Annotated in this window: 11 protein-coding genes; 2 read left to right on the top strand and 9 right to left on the bottom strand. The window is 72.6% G+C overall.

The window, feature by feature from the left end:
- Positions 1-109: 109 nt before the first annotated feature.
- The 3 genes from IH50_RS0117540 to IH50_RS0117530 form a co-directional block, all read right to left on the bottom strand.
- The gene (locus IH50_RS0117540; RefSeq protein WP_030862499.1) at positions 110-502 is read right to left on the bottom strand and encodes an STAS domain-containing protein; all 393 of its coding nucleotides are present in this window, start codon (positions 500-502) and stop codon (positions 110-112) included.
- A 103-nt stretch (positions 503-605) separates the two neighbouring features.
- Complete coding sequence (locus IH50_RS0117535) at positions 606-3,014, bottom strand: SpoIIE family protein phosphatase (RefSeq protein ID WP_030862498.1); 2,409 nt, start codon at positions 3,012-3,014, stop codon at positions 606-608.
- Positions 3,011-6,685, bottom strand: a complete 3,675-nt coding sequence (locus IH50_RS0117530; protein ID WP_030862497.1) for a HAMP domain-containing protein — start codon at positions 6,683-6,685, stop codon at positions 3,011-3,013. Before IH50_RS0117530 ends, IH50_RS0117535 begins: the two co-directional genes overlap by 4 nt.
- Positions 6,686-7,016: 331 nt before the next feature.
- Here IH50_RS0117530 and IH50_RS0117525 point away from each other — a divergent pair, with 331 nt between their 5' ends.
- Positions 7,017-7,388, top strand: a complete 372-nt coding sequence (locus tag IH50_RS0117525) for a hypothetical protein (RefSeq protein ID WP_030862496.1) — start codon at positions 7,017-7,019, stop codon at positions 7,386-7,388.
- Positions 7,389-7,462: 74 nt separating this feature from the next.
- On the opposite strand, the gene IH50_RS0117520 is transcribed toward IH50_RS0117525, so the two are convergent.
- Complete coding sequence (locus IH50_RS0117520) at positions 7,463-7,897, bottom strand: ATP-binding protein (protein WP_030862495.1); 435 nt, start codon at positions 7,895-7,897, stop codon at positions 7,463-7,465.
- A 276-nt stretch (positions 7,898-8,173) separates the two neighbouring features.
- Complete coding sequence (locus IH50_RS0117515; protein ID WP_030862494.1) at positions 8,174-10,078, bottom strand: AMP-dependent synthetase/ligase; 1,905 nt, start codon at positions 10,076-10,078, stop codon at positions 8,174-8,176.
- Between the two features lie 153 nt (positions 10,079-10,231).
- On the opposite strand from IH50_RS0117515, the gene IH50_RS0117510 reads away from it, so the two are divergent.
- Positions 10,232-10,465 carry a DUF6480 family protein gene (locus IH50_RS0117510; protein WP_030862493.1) on the top strand — a complete coding sequence of 78 codons (234 nt, stop codon included), beginning with the start codon at positions 10,232-10,234 and terminating at the stop codon, positions 10,463-10,465.
- Positions 10,466-10,471: 6 nt separating this feature from the next.
- On the opposite strand, the gene IH50_RS0117505 is transcribed toward IH50_RS0117510, so the two are convergent.
- The 4 genes from IH50_RS0117505 to IH50_RS0117490 all read right to left on the bottom strand — a co-directional run.
- Complete coding sequence (locus IH50_RS0117505; protein ID WP_030862491.1) at positions 10,472-11,590, bottom strand: glutamate--cysteine ligase; 1,119 nt, start codon at positions 11,588-11,590, stop codon at positions 10,472-10,474.
- Positions 11,591-11,696: 106 nt separating this feature from the next.
- Entirely contained in the window at positions 11,697-13,922 is a 2,226-nt protein-coding gene (gene glgB, locus IH50_RS0117500) for a 1,4-alpha-glucan branching enzyme (protein ID WP_030862489.1), read from the bottom strand.
- Positions 13,923-13,926: 4 nt separating this feature from the next.
- Positions 13,927-15,285 carry a maltokinase N-terminal cap-like domain-containing protein gene (locus IH50_RS0117495; RefSeq protein ID WP_030862487.1) on the bottom strand — a complete coding sequence of 453 codons (1,359 nt, stop codon included), beginning with the start codon at positions 15,283-15,285 and terminating at the stop codon, positions 13,927-13,929.
- A 28-nt stretch (positions 15,286-15,313) separates the two neighbouring features.
- Positions 15,314-15,650 (bottom strand): alpha-glucosidase C-terminal domain-containing protein (locus IH50_RS0117490; protein ID WP_030862485.1); only part of this gene is annotated, 337 nt, incomplete at its 5' end.

The following is a 15,650-nucleotide window of genomic DNA, read 5'->3' as shown; positions in this document are numbered from 1 at the left end:
CGTCGTCGTGCCGCACCGCGTCCCGGCGCCGGGACCGCGACGCGCCCTTGTCCGGATGGCCCTGTGACCGGGTTCAGGCGCCGTCCGCGCCGGACCCCGCGGACCGTGTTCAGGCCTCCGGTTCGGCCGGGGCCGACGGCAGCCCGTCCACGCGCTCCAGCGCCTCGTCGACGCTCTCCGAGACGGGCACGGTGATGCTCACCCCCGTCAGGTCCAGGATGCGGCGCACCGCGGAGGTGGGGGAGATGATGTGCACGCTCCCCGGCAGCTCACGGGCCTCCTGGTAGACCCGGAGGATGATGTTCATGCCGGACGAGTCCATGAAGGGGACCGCCGACAGGTCGAGCAGGAAGTGCCGGCGGCCGTGATGGAGCTGGTTCGCCAGGTGGTGCTGGAACTCGGTCGCCGTGTCGACGTCCAGGTATCCCTCCACGGTGAGCAGCGCCACGTCCTCCCGGGGCAGGGTCACCTCGACGGACAACGGTTCCTGGGCAATGGGCACGAGTACCTCCAACAAGGTGATCAAGCTCTTGGTCGCGCAGCCGCGCGTACCCCCGAATCGCCGGGTCATGCCTCGGCCGGTACGGCCGGCCGGGGCACCCTCCTCAGCCGACCCGGATGCCCACGATGCAGGTGTCGTCGTCTGTGTCCGACCTGCTGTACGTGAGCAGCCGGTCCAGCCGCTGGTCGAGCGTGTCCGGGGCCGAGGCGGCGGTGGTGAGCAGATGGGTCAGGGACTCCTCCACACTGCGGTCCCGGCGCTCGATCAGACCGTCCGTGTACATCAGCAGGTTGTCCTCGGCGGCCAGCCGTACCTCCGCCTCCTCGTACGCCGCCTCCGGTACGGCACCGAGCAGCATTCCGCGCACCAGCGGCAGCGGAGCGGCCTCGGAGCCCCGCACCAGCACCGGCGGCAGATGGCCCGCCCGGGCCCACCGCAGCGTGCGGGACTCCGGGTCGTACAGGCCGCACACCGCGGTGGCGGTGACGCCGCCCGTCAGGTGGTGCGTCACGATGTTCAGCCAGGACAGCAACTGACCGGGGCCCGCCCCGGTGACCGCGAGGCCGCGCAGCGCGTTGCGCAGGACGACCATGCTGGTCGCCGCCTCTATGCCGTGGCCGGCGACGTCGCCCACGCACAGCAGCACCAGCCGGGACGGCAGCACCACGGCGTCGTACCAGTCGCCGCCCACCAGCTGCTCGGCCTCCGCCGGCCGGTAGCGGACGGCCACGTCGAGGTCGGGCAGCTGCAGCGGCGCCTGGGTGGGCGGCATGATGGCGCGCTGCAGCTGCAGCGCCAGCCGGTCGCGCTCGCTGGCCTGCTGCTCGGTGTGCGCGAGCTGGTCGCGGGTGGCCGCCAGCGCCACCTCCGTCCAGTGCTGGGCGGAGATGTCCTGGTAGGCGCCGCGGGTGGTGAGCAGCCGGCCGTCGGTGTCCAGGACCGGCTCGGCGACGACCCGGATGTGCCGGGTCACCCCGTCGGGGCGCTGCAGCCGGAAGGCGGCCGACGCCGGGCGCCGGTGGTGCAGCAGCGTGCGCAGGAAGCGGCCGATGGTGACGGCGTCGTCCGGGTGGGCGTGCGCCGGCAGCTCCTCCAGCGGCACCGGCGGACTGGACTCGGGACGCCCGTACAGGTCGAAGAGCTGCCCGTTCCAGGTGATCTCCCCGGTCAGCAGGTTCTCCTCGAAGCCGCCGATCCGGCCGAGCCGCTGGGCGTGCTGGAGCAGGCTCGCCAGGCGGGCCGTCTCGTCCTCGATCCGCCAGATGAACAGGATGCCGGAGCCGTGCCGGCTGACACTGATGTCGGCGACCGACGACAGCGGCACCTGGTCGACGAGGGCGGTCAGGTTCATGCGCCGGGCACGGAACGGCTCCCCCGTGGCGTACACCCGTTCGATCCGCTGGAACAGCTCGCTGTTCCCGGCGGCCATGGGGTAGGCCTCCAGGAGCAGCGCGCCGCTGACCATGGCGCGCGGCCGGCCCGCCGGGTCCAGGAAACGGCTGTTGACGTGCTGGATGCGGAAGTCCAGCAGGTTCCCCTGGGCGTCCAGGTGCGGCACCAGGACGAGAGCCGGGTCGTACAGCCCGTCGGCCAGGTCCATCAGCTCCGCGGCGTCCGGCAGCATCCGGGGCCGCCGGTCCGGGCCGTCCGGCGCCGTGTACGTCTCCAGGGTGTGCGCGCACAGCTCCGCCAGGGCCTCCACCTGGCGCACGATCTGCGGCGGCTGCTCGGGCAGCGGAGCCGGCCAGACGATCTCCAGCACGCCGTACACACGGCCCCCCGTGCCGGCGGGCAGGGCCGCCCTGCCGCCGTCCGGATGGTGGTGCCGGCCGACGCTGGGCAGACCCCGCTCGGCCAGCGACGTGATCCACAGGCCGTCGCGCTCCGCGAGGCCGCACCGGGCGACCGTCGCCACGTCCGGCGGTACGTAGCACCAGCGCGCCGCCTCCGCGGGGGAGAACCCGGCGCTGCCCGCCAGGGTGAGTGATCCGTCGGCGCCGACCGCCCAGATCGCCACCGCCACCGCGCCCAGCGGACGCAGCGCCTGCGCCAGCAGGGACTCGGCCACGGCCTGGGTGTCGTCCGCCGCCAGCGCCCCGCTCTCGGCCGCGCGCAGCCGTACGGCGGCGGGGTCCTGCCCCGCCTCCCCGGCGGCCCGGGTGGCGGCCAGGAAGGCGTCCGTCACCTCGGACATCCGGTCCCGGGCGGCCTGGTTGATGACCTCGACCGCGAACTCGAGCTGCGTCGTCCCGGCCTGCTCGGTCAGCTCGGCGAGCTGGCGGGCGGCCTGCGAGGGACCGCACCCCAGACGTTCGACGAGGATGCCCTTGGCGAGTTCGATCAGCGCCCGGCCCTCGGCCTCGGCCTGCGCGGCCCGCACCTCCCGGCTGAGCCGGTCCACGGTGGCCGCCAGCCTGCCCACGGGCGAGTCCGCGGACACCCCGGCGGGTCCGGCCGACGGCCGCTCGAGCCGGAACCCGTCGAGCCGTTCGCCCTGCTCCCCGGCGCTCATGCCGGCAGCCAGCGGCGGACGCAGGCGATCAGGTCCTGGGTGTCGACCGGTTTGGTGACGTAGTCGCTGGCTCCCGAGGCGAGGCTCTTCTCCCGGTCCCCGGGCATCGCCTTCGCGGTGACGGCGATGATGGGCAGCTCGGCGTACTGCGGCATGGTGCGGATCTCGGCCGTGGCGGCGTAGCCGTCCAGTTCCGGCATCATCACGTCCATCAGCACGAGCGCCACGTCCGGGTTGTCCACCAGTCTCTCGATGCCCTTGCGGCCGTTCTCCGCGTGCAGCACCCGGAAGCCGTGCAGCTCCAGGATCCCGCTGAGCGCGAAGAGATTGCGCGCGTCGTCGTCGACGACGAGGATCGTACGGCCGGAGAACGCGTCGTCCACCACGGTCTGCGGCGCCGGCCGCTGCGGCTCGTCGGACCGCACCAGCGACAGCACGTCGCCGGGTTCCTCCGCGGAGAGGTGCAGGGCGATGCGTTCGCGCAGCTCGTCGAGGCTGGACAGGAACTCCAGCGCGGTGCCCTCGGCACGGGAGCGCAGCTCCTCCTCGACCGCCGCGTCCACCCGGTGGCCGCTGTGCACCAGCACCGGCACGCTCGCCAGGGCGGAGTCGCCCCGCAACGCCTCCAGGAACCGGGTGACCTCCTCCTGGGCCGTGCCGAGCTCCAGCACCACGCAGTGGCACGGATCGGCGGCCAGCGCGCCGGCCGCCTCCTGGGCGCCCACGGCGGTGAGGATGTCGACCGACGGCCGGGAGGCGCCGTCGCCGTGCGCGACGTCCTGGACCACGCTCTCCGCGACCAGGGTCAGCAGACCCCGGGGCCGCTCCTCCACGACGAGCAGCCGCCGCGGACGCCGGCCGGACGACGCCCCCGTCTCGATCGCCGCCGGCTGCCGGGCCGGCACCTCCGGCAGGGCCTCGCCCCGCTCCCCGTCCGGGACCACGACGGGCCGCAGCAGCTCCTCGAAGTCCGGCCGGGCCACGGGCAGGAACAGGGTGAACGTGCTGCCCTGGCCCGCGACGCTGTCCACCGTCACCGCACCGCCCAGCAGATGCGCGATCTCCCGGGTGATGGACAGACCGAGTCCGGTGCCGCCGTACTTGCGGCTCGTCGTGCCGTCCGCCTGCTGGAAGGCGCCGAAGATCGCCTCCAGGTGCTGCTCGGGAATGCCCACGCCGGTGTCCCGCACCCGGAAGGCCACCACGGGCCCGCCCCGCAGCACACCGCTGGGGACCTCGTCGTCCGGCGCGGGCTCGATCCGCAGTTCCACGCCGCCCCGCTCGGTGAACTTGACCGCGTTGGACAGCAGATTGCGCAGCACCTGCCGCAGCCGCGAGTCGTCGGTGAGCAGGTCGGCCGGCGCGCCGGGCGCCGTCGTCACGGTGAAGTCCAGGCTCTTCTGCATCGTCATCGGCCGGAAGGTGGCCTCGACGTACTCGATGAGCCGCCGCAGCTCCACCCGCTCGGGGCTGACGTCCATCTTCCCGGCCTCGACCTTGGACAGGTCGAGGATGTCGTTGATCAGCTGCAGCAGGTCCGAGCCGGCCGAGTGGATGATCTGCGCGTACTCGACCTGCTTCGGGCTGAGGTTGCGCGAAGGGTTCTGCGCGAGCAACTGGGCCAGGATCAGCAGGCTGTTGAGCGGGGTGCGCAGCTCGTGGCTCATGTTCGCCAGGAACTCCGACTTGTACTTCGACGCCAGCGACAGCTGCTGGGCCCGCGCCTCCAGCTCCTGCCGGGCCTGCTCGATCTGGAGGTTCTTCGCCTCGATGTCCCGGTTCTGCTCCGCGAGCAGCGCCGCCTTGTCCTCCAGTTCCGCGTTGGAGTGCTGGAGTTCCTCCTGCTGGCTCTGCAACTCCGCCGAGCGCTCCTGCAGTTCGGCGGTGAGCCGCTGCGACTCGACGAGCAGCTCGTCGGTACGGGCGTTGGCCACGATGGTGTTGACGTTGACGCCGATGGTCTCCATCAGCTGGGTCAGGAAGTCCTGGTGGATCTGGGTGAACGGGGTCACCGACGCCAGCTCGATCACGCCGAGGACCTGGCCCTCGACCACGATGGGCAGCAGCACCAGCGCGGTCGGCACCACCCGCCCCAGCCCGGAGGAGATGGTGACGTAGTCCGGCGGCAGCTCGTCCACCGTGATGGTGCGGCGGCTGCGCGCGGCCTGGCCGACCAGGGTGCGGCCGAAGGCGATCCGGGTGGGCCGGCCGTCGTCGTCGGGGTAGCCGTAGGAGCCGACGAGCCGCAGCTCGGGGCCGCCGTCGCCGTCCTCCGCGAGATAGAAGGCGCCGTACTGGGCCGACACCAGCGGCACCAGCTCGTCCATGATCAGCTCGGCGACCACGGACAGGTCGCGGTGGCCCTGCATCAGGCCGGAGACCCGGGCGAGGTTGGTCTTGAGCCAGTCCTGCTCCTGGTTGGCCCGGGTGGTCTCGCGCAGGGACTCCACCATCGCGTTGATGTTGTCCTTGAGCTCGGCGACCTCGCCGGAGGCCTCCACGTTGACGGAGCGGGTCAGGTCGCCCTCGGCGACCGCGCTCGTGACCTCGGCGATCGCCCGGACCTGCCGGGTGAGGTTGCCCGCCAGCTCGTTGACGTTCTCCGTGAGCCGCTTCCACATGCCGGAGACGCCCTCGACCTCCGCCTGTCCGCCGAGGCGGCCCTCGGTGCCGACCTCGCGGGCGACGCGGGTGACCTCGTCGGCGAAGGCGGAGAGCTGGTCGACCATCGTGTTGATGGTCGTCTTCAGCTCCAGGATCTCGCCGCGCGCGTCGACGTCGATCTTCTTGGACAGGTCGCCGCGGGCCACGGCGGTCGTCACCAGCGCGATGTTGCGCACCTGGCCGGTGAGGTTGTTGGCCATGGAGTTGACGTTGTCGGTGAGGTCCTTCCAGGTGCCCGCGACATGCGGCACGTGCGCCTGTCCGCCGAGGCGGCCCTCGGTGCCGACCTCGCGGGCGACGCGGGTGACCTCGTCGGCGAAGGCCGACAGCGTGTCGACCATGGTGTTGATGACGTCGGCCAGCGCCCCGACCTCCCCGGCCGCCTCGACCCTGATCCGCTGCGACAGGTCGCCCCGGCCCACCGCGGAGGCGACCTGGGCGAGGTCGACCATCGTGTTGATGGTGTTCTTGAGTTCGAGGATCTCGCCGCGGGCGTCCACGGTGATCTTCTGCGACAGGTCGCCCTTGGCGACCGCCGTCGCCACCAGCGCGATGTTGCGGTCGACCATCGTGTTGATGGTGTTCTTGAGTTCGAGGATCTCGCCGCGGGCGTCCACGGTGATCTTCTGCGACAGGTCGCCCTTGGCGACCGCCGTCGTCACCTGGGCGACGTTGCGGACCTGCGCGGTGAGGTTGCCCGCCATGGCGTTCACCGAGTCCGTCAGGTCGGCCCAGGTGCCCGAGACCCCCGGCACCTGCGCCTGGCCGCCCAGCGCCCCCTCGGTGCCGACCTCGCGGGCCACCCGGGTCACCTCCGAGGTGAACACCGACAGTTGGTCCACCATCCCGTTGAAGACCTTGGCGATGTCCCCCATGAGGCCGTCCGCGTCGTCCGGCAGCCGGGTGCCGAAGTCCCCGTCCCGTACGGCCGTCAGCCCCGCCAGGAGCCGTCTCAGCTCCTGGTCCCCCGGTGCCACCTCGGTCCCCTCGGTGCTCTTGCTGGTCATGCGCACCCTCGTTCCGGCCAGCGTCAGTGCGCGTTTCCGCTGTTCACGGATGTGCGCGACGAGAAAATACGCCGAAGGCTAACCCACGTCGCGGGTGCGGAACAAAGCGCGGCACCGCCGCGGGAATCGATCCGGGAAAATCCGGGATCGCGTGCATGTCCCGGCCCATGAGGGGTACTTGTTCGAGTTTCCCGCGGCGCGTGAGGTCTCGTGGCGCCGGCGCGCGGTTCCGGTCCGCGCCTTTCGAATGCGCGCGCGCCTGACGGGTATCTGCTGCTGTGGAGCTGGGCGACGCCCAGGGGATCCGTCGTCATCGGGGAGGCAAGGAGCAGTGCCCATCGACAGCATCTGGTCGTACGCGCCGGACCTGGGCCAGGTCCAGGGACAGGACCTCACGGACTACACCGTCGTGGCGAGCGACGGCACCATCGGCCATGTGGACCGGCAGGCCGACCACCACGGCATGCGGCACCTCGTCGTCGACACCGGGGTGTGGGTGTTCGGCAGCAGCCTTCTGGTGCCGGTCGGCGTCGTCGCGGCCGTCCACGCGGGGGAACGCCAGGTGACGCTGGCCTGCACCAGAGCCGAGGTGAAGGCGGCGCCCCGGTTCCGCACCGACAGCGAGACCATGGATCCCGCCTATCTCACCGCGGTCGGTGACTACTATCACCGGCTGCCGGCGCGCGAGAGCCCCACCGGGTGAACACCGCGCGCCGGGACGCCGGGGGCCGCACCACGGGACACGGCCGGCCCCCCGCGTGACGCGCCGGCCCCGGTTCACCAGGGCAGGAAGACGTGGATGTCCTTGCCGTGGTCGTCGCTGACGACGCTGACCTGGTCGCACAGCGTGTGGATCAGGTGCCAGCCGATCCCGCCGCCGCCGCGGTGGGGGTGGAAGGGCCGAGGGGAGGGCTCGGTGGTGCTGGTGTCGTGCATCACCACGTGCACCCCGTCGAACGTTCTGCGCAGACGGAGCTGGAACGGGCCCGGCGCGTACTGCACCGCGTTGGCGGCCAGCTCCGTGACCACCAGGAGTATGTCGTCCCAGTGTTCCGGAGCCGACGGTGCGGACGCACGGGCCAGGTCGAAGAGGAACTCCTCCGCGACCAGGCGTGCGTCCGTCACATCGTGCAGCTCCCCCGGGAAGCTGGCGGTGCGGCTCGTGATGTCCTCGGCAGCCAGTGTCCTGTCCCTATGCGGCTCGCGTGCCATCTCGCCTTCCAGGCCCCGTCGTCGCGGGGCGGTCGTCCTCGTGTCTGCGCCCCCTCGAACCGCGGGTTCCCGTGCGGGCGGAGCCTACGCGCCCGCATGCCCGTGCCCGGCCGGTGACAAACCCGTCACCGGCCGGAAACGGTTCGGGAACCTGCCCGACGACGCCCGCCCCGCGACGCCCGGCGCCGTGCGGCCGCACGCTTCGTCCACGCCCGGACCGGGCGCGCGCGGGGGCGGACGGCGGGGAGGACCGGACAGGTCCCGGCCCCCGGGCGGTCAGCGGAAGACGTCGTCGGAGTCGTCCCAGGCGTACGACTCGTCCACGGCCGGTGTCCGTCCCGGGCGCGTCCGGGAGTGGTACATCGCGTCGATCTCCAGCGCGTAGTGCCGCACGATCTCGTCCCGGCGCAGCTTCATCGACGGCGTCAGCAGCCCGTTGGTCACGTCGAACGGCTCGGGCAGCACCCGGAACACCCGGATCGACTCCGAGCGCGACACGCTGCTGTTGGCCGCGGCGACCGCCCGCGCGATCTCCTCGCGCAGCGCGTTCTCCTCCCGCGCCTCCCGGGCCGGCGCGTCGCCCGGCAGGGACAGCGCGGCCCGCCAGTCGTTGACGAACTCCGGGTCCAGCGTGATCAGGGCACCCACACACGGCCGGTTGTCGCCCACGACGACGGCCTGGTGGACCAGCGGGTGCATCCGCAGCCGCTGCTCCAGGGCCGCCGGCGCCACGCTCTTGCCGCTGCTCGTGATGATGATGTCCTTCTTGCGGCCGGTGATCGTGAGATAGCCCTCGGCGTCCAGCCGGCCCAGATCACCCGTGGCCAGCCAGCCGCCGCGCAGCACCGCCCGGGTGGCGGCCTCGTCACCCACGTACCCCTGGAACACCGACGGCCCGCGCACCAGGATCTCCCCGTCGTCGGCCACCCGTATCCCGGTGCCCGGCAGCGCCTGTCCCACGGTGCCGGACTTCTCCCGCCCGAACGGCTGCATCGTGATCCCGCCGCTGGTCTCGGTGAGCCCGTAGCCGTCGTGGATGTAGACGCCGATCCCCTCGTAGAAGAGGGAGAGGTCGCGGTGGAGCGTCGACCCCCCGGAGGTGCCCCGCAGCACCCGGCCGCCCAGCGTGGCCCGCAGCCTGCGGTAGACCGTGCGCTCGTACAGGGCGTGCTGCAGCCGCAGGTCGAGGCCCGGCCCGGAGCCCAGGCCCAGCCGCTGCCGCTCCAGCGCGGCGGCGAAGTCCTGTGCCGTGCCGGCCGCCCGCTCGAACAGGGCGCCGCGGCCCGAGAGCTGTGCCGAGCGCAGGAAGTTCTTGTAGATCTTCTCCAGCAGCGACGGGACGGCGTACAGATAGGTGGGCCGGAAGGTGCGCAGGGCCGAGGACAGGGACTCCGCGCCGATGTCGGGTTCGTGCCCCATCAGCAGCCCGCCGCGCACGCACAGCACCTGGATCATCAGACCGTAGACGTGGGAGAAGGGCAGGAAGGCGAGGACGGCGGCCTGCTCGCCGGGGGGCGCCGCGACGTGGCCCCAGCCCGCCAGCAGGGTGTCGCTCATGAAGGCCAGGCCGCGGTGGCTCAGCGCGCAGCCCATGGCGTGGCCGGACGTGCCGGAGGTGTAGGCGACGACCGCCGTGGAGTCCGGCAGGACGATGCGGCGCATCGAGTCGACCGTGGCCGCCGGGATGAACTCGCCGCGCGCCGCCAACTGGTCCAGCGCGCCCGCGTCCAGCTGCCACACGTGCCGCAGCGCCGGCAGCGCGGCGCACACGGACCCGACGGTCATCACGCCCTGCTCGTCCTCCACCAGCACGGCCGCACAGCCGGAGTCCCGCAGGATCCACTCCACCTGCTCGCGCGAGGAGGTCGGGTAGATGGGCACGACCTCGGCGCCCACCGTCCACAGGGCGTGGCCCAGGAGGGTCCACTCGTAGCGGGTGCGCGCCATGATCGCCACCCGCGCGCCGGGCGAGATCCCGGACGCCACCAGGCCCTTGGCCAGGGCGACCACCTGGTCGCGGAACTCGAGGGCGGTGATCCGCTCCCAGGTGACGGAGGCCGGGCCGGCGCGGTGGGCGAGCATCGGCAGGGCGGGGCTCTCGGCCGCCGTCTCGAAGAGGCTGTCGGCGAGGCCGCCGGCCAGGGGCGAGGCGGACGGGGGAGCGAGAGCGAGGTCGCGCATGCACTGCTCCTGACGTGTACGGACGGTGACTCGGCCGATGGGCACCGTCATCGGCGGTGCCTGAATGTAGCCGAGCCGGAGCGCCCGCGCGCCGGGATCGCGACAAGTGTGTCCGCACTGATGATCTCGGCGCTTTCGGGGGACCCGGACGGCATGAGTTACGTCAACCCAGATCCCGATCCGGAACGCAGCACAGGCCTCGAACCGGGCGGCGGCGTCCCCCCGGGCGAGACCCCGCCCGCGGAGAGCAGCATGCCCGAGGCGGGCCCCCGGGAGACGCACAACCCCGCCAAGGGCTGGTCCAAGGGCCCGATGACCGCGATCCTCGTCCTCGTGGCACTGATCGCGGCGTTCTTCCTGGTCTACGCCATCATCCTCATCGTCTGACGCCCCCTACCCGCGGGAAGCGGACCGTGTACGCCCCGCCCCCTGGGTGTGCCGTACGCACTCCGTGACGACCTCCCGCAGGCTCCCCGTGCGTTCCAGCAGGGCGCGCTGCACCTGCGCCCCGTTGCCGTCGCGCAGCAGCCGGGCGCAGCCCTCGCGGGCGCGCTCCAGGTCGCCGGTGGCCTCCAGGGCCTCGGTGGTGTGGTCGAGGAGGGCGCGCACGACCGTCTCGGCCGGCGCGCGACGCATGGTCTCCGGGTGGAGCAGCTCGCCCGTCAGTCCCGCCCGGGCCGCCTGCCAGGCGGCCAGCCGGAGCAGGCTGACGCCGGGGTCCACCGGTTCCCGGCCGGCCCGCCACTCGCGTGCCGCGGTCTCCACCAGCGCACGGGTGAGGGTGGCGATCAGCGCCGCCGTCTCCGCGTGCAGACAGACGTCGGAGACGCGGATCTCCACCGTCGGGTACCGCTCGGACAGCCGGGCGTCGAAGTAGGCCATCTTCTCGTCGAGGATGACGCCGGTGGCCACCATGTCGGCGACCCGCCGGTGGTAGCGCTCGGCCGAGCCGAACGTCTCGGTCGGACCGGCGGACGGCCAGCGCTGCCAGACCCGGCTGCGGTAGCTGTTGTACCCCGTCTCCTTGCCCTGCCAGAACGGAGAGTTCGCGCTCAGCGCCGCCAGCACCGTCAGCCAGGGGCGCAGCCGGTCCACGACCCCGACGCCCTCCTCGTCGGACTCCACGGACACATGGACGTGGCAGCCCATGACGAGCTGTTCCCGGGTGGCGATGCCGTACTGCTCCTCCATCCACCGGTAGCGCCGGTTGACGCCGATGGCCGGACTGACCGGCAGCGGCGAGGTGGCGAGGGCGGCGACGGTGCAGCCGATCTTCCCGGCGTGCCCGGCGGCCTCCTCGCGGCAGCGGACGATCTCCGCGTGCAGGCTCTCCATCGAGGACTGCGGATGCGTGGCGAACTCCAGCATCTGCTCGTGCAGTTCCTTCTCGAAGACGTCCTGTTCCGCGCCGTCCCGGGCGGCGCGGGCGAGTACCGCCGCGGACATCGCCCGTGGTTCGCCGCTCTCCGGATCGACCAGGAGGAGCTCCTCCTCCACTCCGACGGTGCGCACTTGGTGCCGCCCTTCTGTGACCTGCCGTGACGCCGAGAAGCCCTCGGCCGTACGACCCCGAATGCCCCGGTGAGGGCCTCGGACACCTGGCGGCGCGGCCGGACTCTCACAGGACGGCCGGTGCCAGCCACATCGTCGCGAGCGGCGGCAGCGTGAGCCGTACGGTGCCGTCCTCGGGCTTGACCGGATCCGGGTTCGTGACGTCCCCGCCGCCGTAGTGCGCGGCGTCGGTGTTGAGGACCTCCTGCCAGGCGACGACGTCGTCACCGACGCCGAGGGCGTAGTCGTGCCGGACCACGGGGGAGAAGTTCGACACCGCGAGCAGCGGCCGGCCCCCGGCGTCGTACCGCAGGAACGCGAAGACGTTGTCGTCGGCCGCGTCGACCGCCACCCAGCGGAAGCCGGACGGGTCGGTGTCGCGCTGCCACAGCGCCGGGGTCGCCCGGTAGCGGGTGTTGAGGTCGCGCACCAGGTCCCGCACCCCGCGGTGGTCGCCCGCGGAGTGGTACCCGTCGTCGAGCAGCCACCACTCCGGTCCGGTCTTCTCGGACCACTCGGCGCCCTGCGCGAACTCCTGCCCCATGAACAGCAGTTGCTTGCCGGGGTGGGCCCACATGAAACCGAGGTAGGCCCGCACGTTCGCCCGCCGCTGCCACCAGTCGCCCGGCATCTTCGACACCAGCGCCTGCTTGCCGTGCACCACCTCGTCGTGCGAGACGGGCAGCACGTAGTTCTCGCTGTAGGCGTACACCATCGCGAACGTCATCTCGTGGTGGTGGTACTTGCGGTGCACCGGCTCGTGGGAGACGTACTCCAGCGAGTCGTGCATCCAGCCCATGTTCCACTTGAAGCCGAACCCGAGGCCGCCGGTGTCGGTGGGCCGGGTCACCCCGCCCCACGCCGTGGACTCCTCCGCGATGGTCACCACCCCGGGGCAGCGCCGGTAGACGGTGGCGTTCATCTCCTGGAGGAACGCCATCGCCGCCAGGTCCTCCCGGCCGCCGTACGCGTTCGGCTCCCAGCCGCCGTCCTCGCGCGAGTAGTCCAGGTAGAGCATGGAGGCCACCGCGTCCACCCGCAGCCCGTCGATGTGGAACTCCTGGCACCAGTAGACGGCGTTCGCGACCAGGAAGTTGCGCACCTCGGTACGGGCGAAGTCGAAGGTGTACGTCCCCCAGTCGGGGTGCTCCGCGCGCCGGGAGTCCCCGGGCTCGTACAGCGGGTCCCCGTCGAACCGGGCCAGCGCCCAGTCGTCCTTCGGGAAGTGCGCCGGCACCCAGTCCATGATCACGCCGATGCCGGCCCGGTGCAGCGCGTCGACCAGGTACTTGAAGTCGTCCGGGGCGCCCAGGCGCGCGGTCGGCGCGTAGAACCCGGTGACCTGGTAGCCCCAGGACGGCCCGAAGGGGTGCTCGGCGACCGGCATCAGCTCCACGTGGGTGAAGCCGAGGTCCTTGACGTAGGCCGGGAGCTGTTCGGCGAGTTCGCGGTACGTCAGTCCCGGCCGCCAGGACGGCAGGTGCACCTCGTAGACGGAGAACGGCGCCTCGTGCACGGGCGTCGCCGCCCGCCGCGCGAACCAGTCGGCGTCGCCCCACTCGTAGTGCGAGGCCGTCACGACGGACGCCGTGTTCGGCGGCGCCTCCGTGCGCCGCGCCATCGGGTCGGCCTTGAGGAACCGGTGGCCGTAGCGCGAGCAGAGCTCGAACTTGTAGCAGGTGCCCTCACCGACACCGGGCAGGAACAGCTCCCACACCCCGGACGAGCCCAGCGAGCGCATCGGGAACGCCGTGCCGTCCCAGTGGGTGAAGTCGGCGGCGACCCTCACCCCCTGCGCGTTGGGCGCCCACACCGTGAAGCGGGTGCCGGTGACGCCCTGGTGGGTCATGGGGTGCGCGCCGAGCGCCGTCCACAGCTCCTCGTGCCGGCCCTCACCGATCAGGTGCAGGTCGAACTCGCCGAGGGCGGGCAGGAACCGGTACGGGTCGTGCGTCTCGACGGCCTCGTCGTCGCCGTAGGCCACCGTCAGCGTGTACGCGGGGATCGCGTCCAGCGGCAGCACGCCGGAGAACAGGCCGTCGCCCTCCGACACCAGCGGGGTGCGGGCGCCGTCGACGACCACGCACACCTCACGGGCGAAGGGACGCAGCGCCCGGAAGGCGATCCCGCCGGGCACCGGATGGGCGCCGAGCAGCGCGTGCGGATCGTGGTGGGCGCCCGCCAGCAGGCGCCCCCGGTCGGCCGGGTCGAGGGCGGGCGCGGCGCCGGGGGGCGCGGCGGCGGACGGGACGGGCCCGGCCGACTCGGGAAGGTGGGTGTCACGCAGGGCCACGGCTTCAGTCTCCTCTCACGGCGAGGCGCTCGATCGCCGCCATGGGTACGGGCAGCCAGTCGGGTCGGTGCCGGGCCTCGTACAGCACCTCGTACACGGCCCGGTCCGTCTCGTAGGCGCGGAGCAGGCCGTGCTTCTTGCGCGGGTCCCAGCCGGCGCGGGCGGCGTAGCCCGCGCAGTAGGCCTCACGGCAGCGGCGCGCCCACTCCGGGCGCCAGGGGCGGCGCTGGCGGGCGGCGTAGTCGAAGGAGCGCAGCATCCCGGCGATGTCCCGCACGGGGGAGTGGGCGCTGCGCCGTTCGGAGAGCGGCCGGGACGGCTCGCCCTCGAAGTCGATGACGAACCACTCGCGCCCCGCCCGCAGCACCTGCCCCAGGTGCAGGTCGCCGTGGACGCGCTGGGCGGGCGGCCCGGCGTCGCAGGTGGTCAGGGCGGCGAAGGCCGCCCGCAGCCCCGGCACGAACGGCTGGAGCGCGGGGACGGCGTGCGCCGCGGCGGTCAGCCGCTCGGTCATCGCCGCCGCCGTCCGCCCGTTCTCGCCGGGCGCGCCGATCGGGAACGCCGTGGACAGCGCGAGGTGCACGTCCGCCGTGGCCCGGCCCAGCGCATGCGACTGCGCGGTGAAGTCGTCACCGGAGGCGAGCGCTTCGAGGGCCAGCGTCCAGCCGTCGGAGGCGTCGCGCAGATACGGCTGGAGCACGCCGAGCGTCGCGTTGAACGGGTGCGTGGTGCGCAGCCAGGCCACCGGGGCGGGCACCCGGCGGCAGCCCTGCCGGGCCAGCGCCCCGGGCACCTCCAGATCCGGGTTGACACCGGGCTGGACGCGCCGGAACACCTTCAGGATGTACTCGTCGCCGTACACCAGCGAGGAGTTGGACTGCTCGGCGGTCATCAGGCGCGGCACCAGTCCGGCGGGTACCTGCCGGCACCCGTCGCACTCGAACCGCAGCGGGCCCGCCGTGCCGGGGTGGCGCAGCCGCTCCAGGAGCAGCTGGGCGGCGCGCGGGTCGTGCAGGGCGTCGTAGACCGTCAGCCCGGCCAGCCGGCCGTCCGCCACCCTGCCGATGAGCGCCTTGCCGAGCCGCGGCGAGGGGTGCTCCCGTACGCCGAGGAGGAGCTGGTAGCAGTCACCGGCCGGGGGAGTGCCGCCGGGAGCGGGCACGCCTCCGTGACCGGCGTGCACCAGCATGTGCAGACAGCCCGGGAACAGCTCCGTCATCGACAGCACACCGAGGTCGGTGACGGGCCGGTCCTTGCCGGCGAACCAGCGCTGCAGCGGCAGCCACTCGCGCAACAGCCCGGTGAGCGACTCCATGGGCTCGGCGGGCGCGCTTCGCGGCCGCAGGAACGCGGTCTTCGTCATGGTGACGCCTCCTCTCCCCGGCACACGCTCACAGTCGTCGGCCGATGCGGGACGCGACTCGGGTGAGCCGGAACCAGTAGAAGCCGTGGCCCCCGAGGGTCAGCAGGTACGGCAGTTCGCCGACGGCCGGGAAGCGCACCCCGCCGAACAGCTCGACCGGGTGCCGTCCGTCGAACTCGCGCAGGTCCAGCTCGGTGGGCTGGGAGAAGCGGGAGAAGTTGTTGACGCAGAGCACCAGGTCGTCCTCGTACTCGCGCAGGAAGGCGAGCACGGCCGGGTTGGAGGAGGGCAGCTCGGTGTAGGAGCCGAGGCCGAACGCCGGGTTCTGCTTGCGGATCTCGATCATCCGGCGGGTCCAGTGCAGC

The organism is Streptomyces sp. NRRL S-37 (assembly GCF_000721605.1).
GTDB lineage: Bacteria > Actinomycetota > Actinomycetes > Streptomycetales > Streptomycetaceae > Streptomyces.
Note: the sequence above shows the minus strand (reverse complement) of the source record. Positions and strands in the feature narration are given on the sequence as shown.

What these genes read in the sequence shown, in the direction of transcription:
- IH50_RS0117535 (WP_030862498.1), bottom strand. Translation starts at nt 3,014, where the DNA reads ATGAGCGCCGGGGAGCAGGGCGAACGGCTCGACGGGTTCCGGCTCGAG.
- IH50_RS0117530 (WP_030862497.1), bottom strand. Translation starts at nt 6,685, where the DNA reads ATGACCAGCAAGAGCACCGAGGGGACCGAGGTGGCACCGGGGGACCAG.
- IH50_RS0117520 (WP_030862495.1), bottom strand. Translation starts at nt 7,897, where the DNA reads ATGGCACGCGAGCCGCATAGGGACAGGACACTGGCTGCCGAGGACATC.
- IH50_RS0117515 (WP_030862494.1), bottom strand. Translation starts at nt 10,078, where the DNA reads ATGCGCGACCTCGCTCTCGCTCCCCCGTCCGCCTCGCCCCTGGCCGGC.
- IH50_RS0117510 (WP_030862493.1), top strand. Translation starts at nt 10,232, where the DNA reads ATGAGTTACGTCAACCCAGATCCCGATCCGGAACGCAGCACAGGCCTC.
- IH50_RS0117495 (WP_030862487.1), bottom strand. Translation starts at nt 15,285, where the DNA reads ATGACGAAGACCGCGTTCCTGCGGCCGCGAAGCGCGCCCGCCGAGCCC.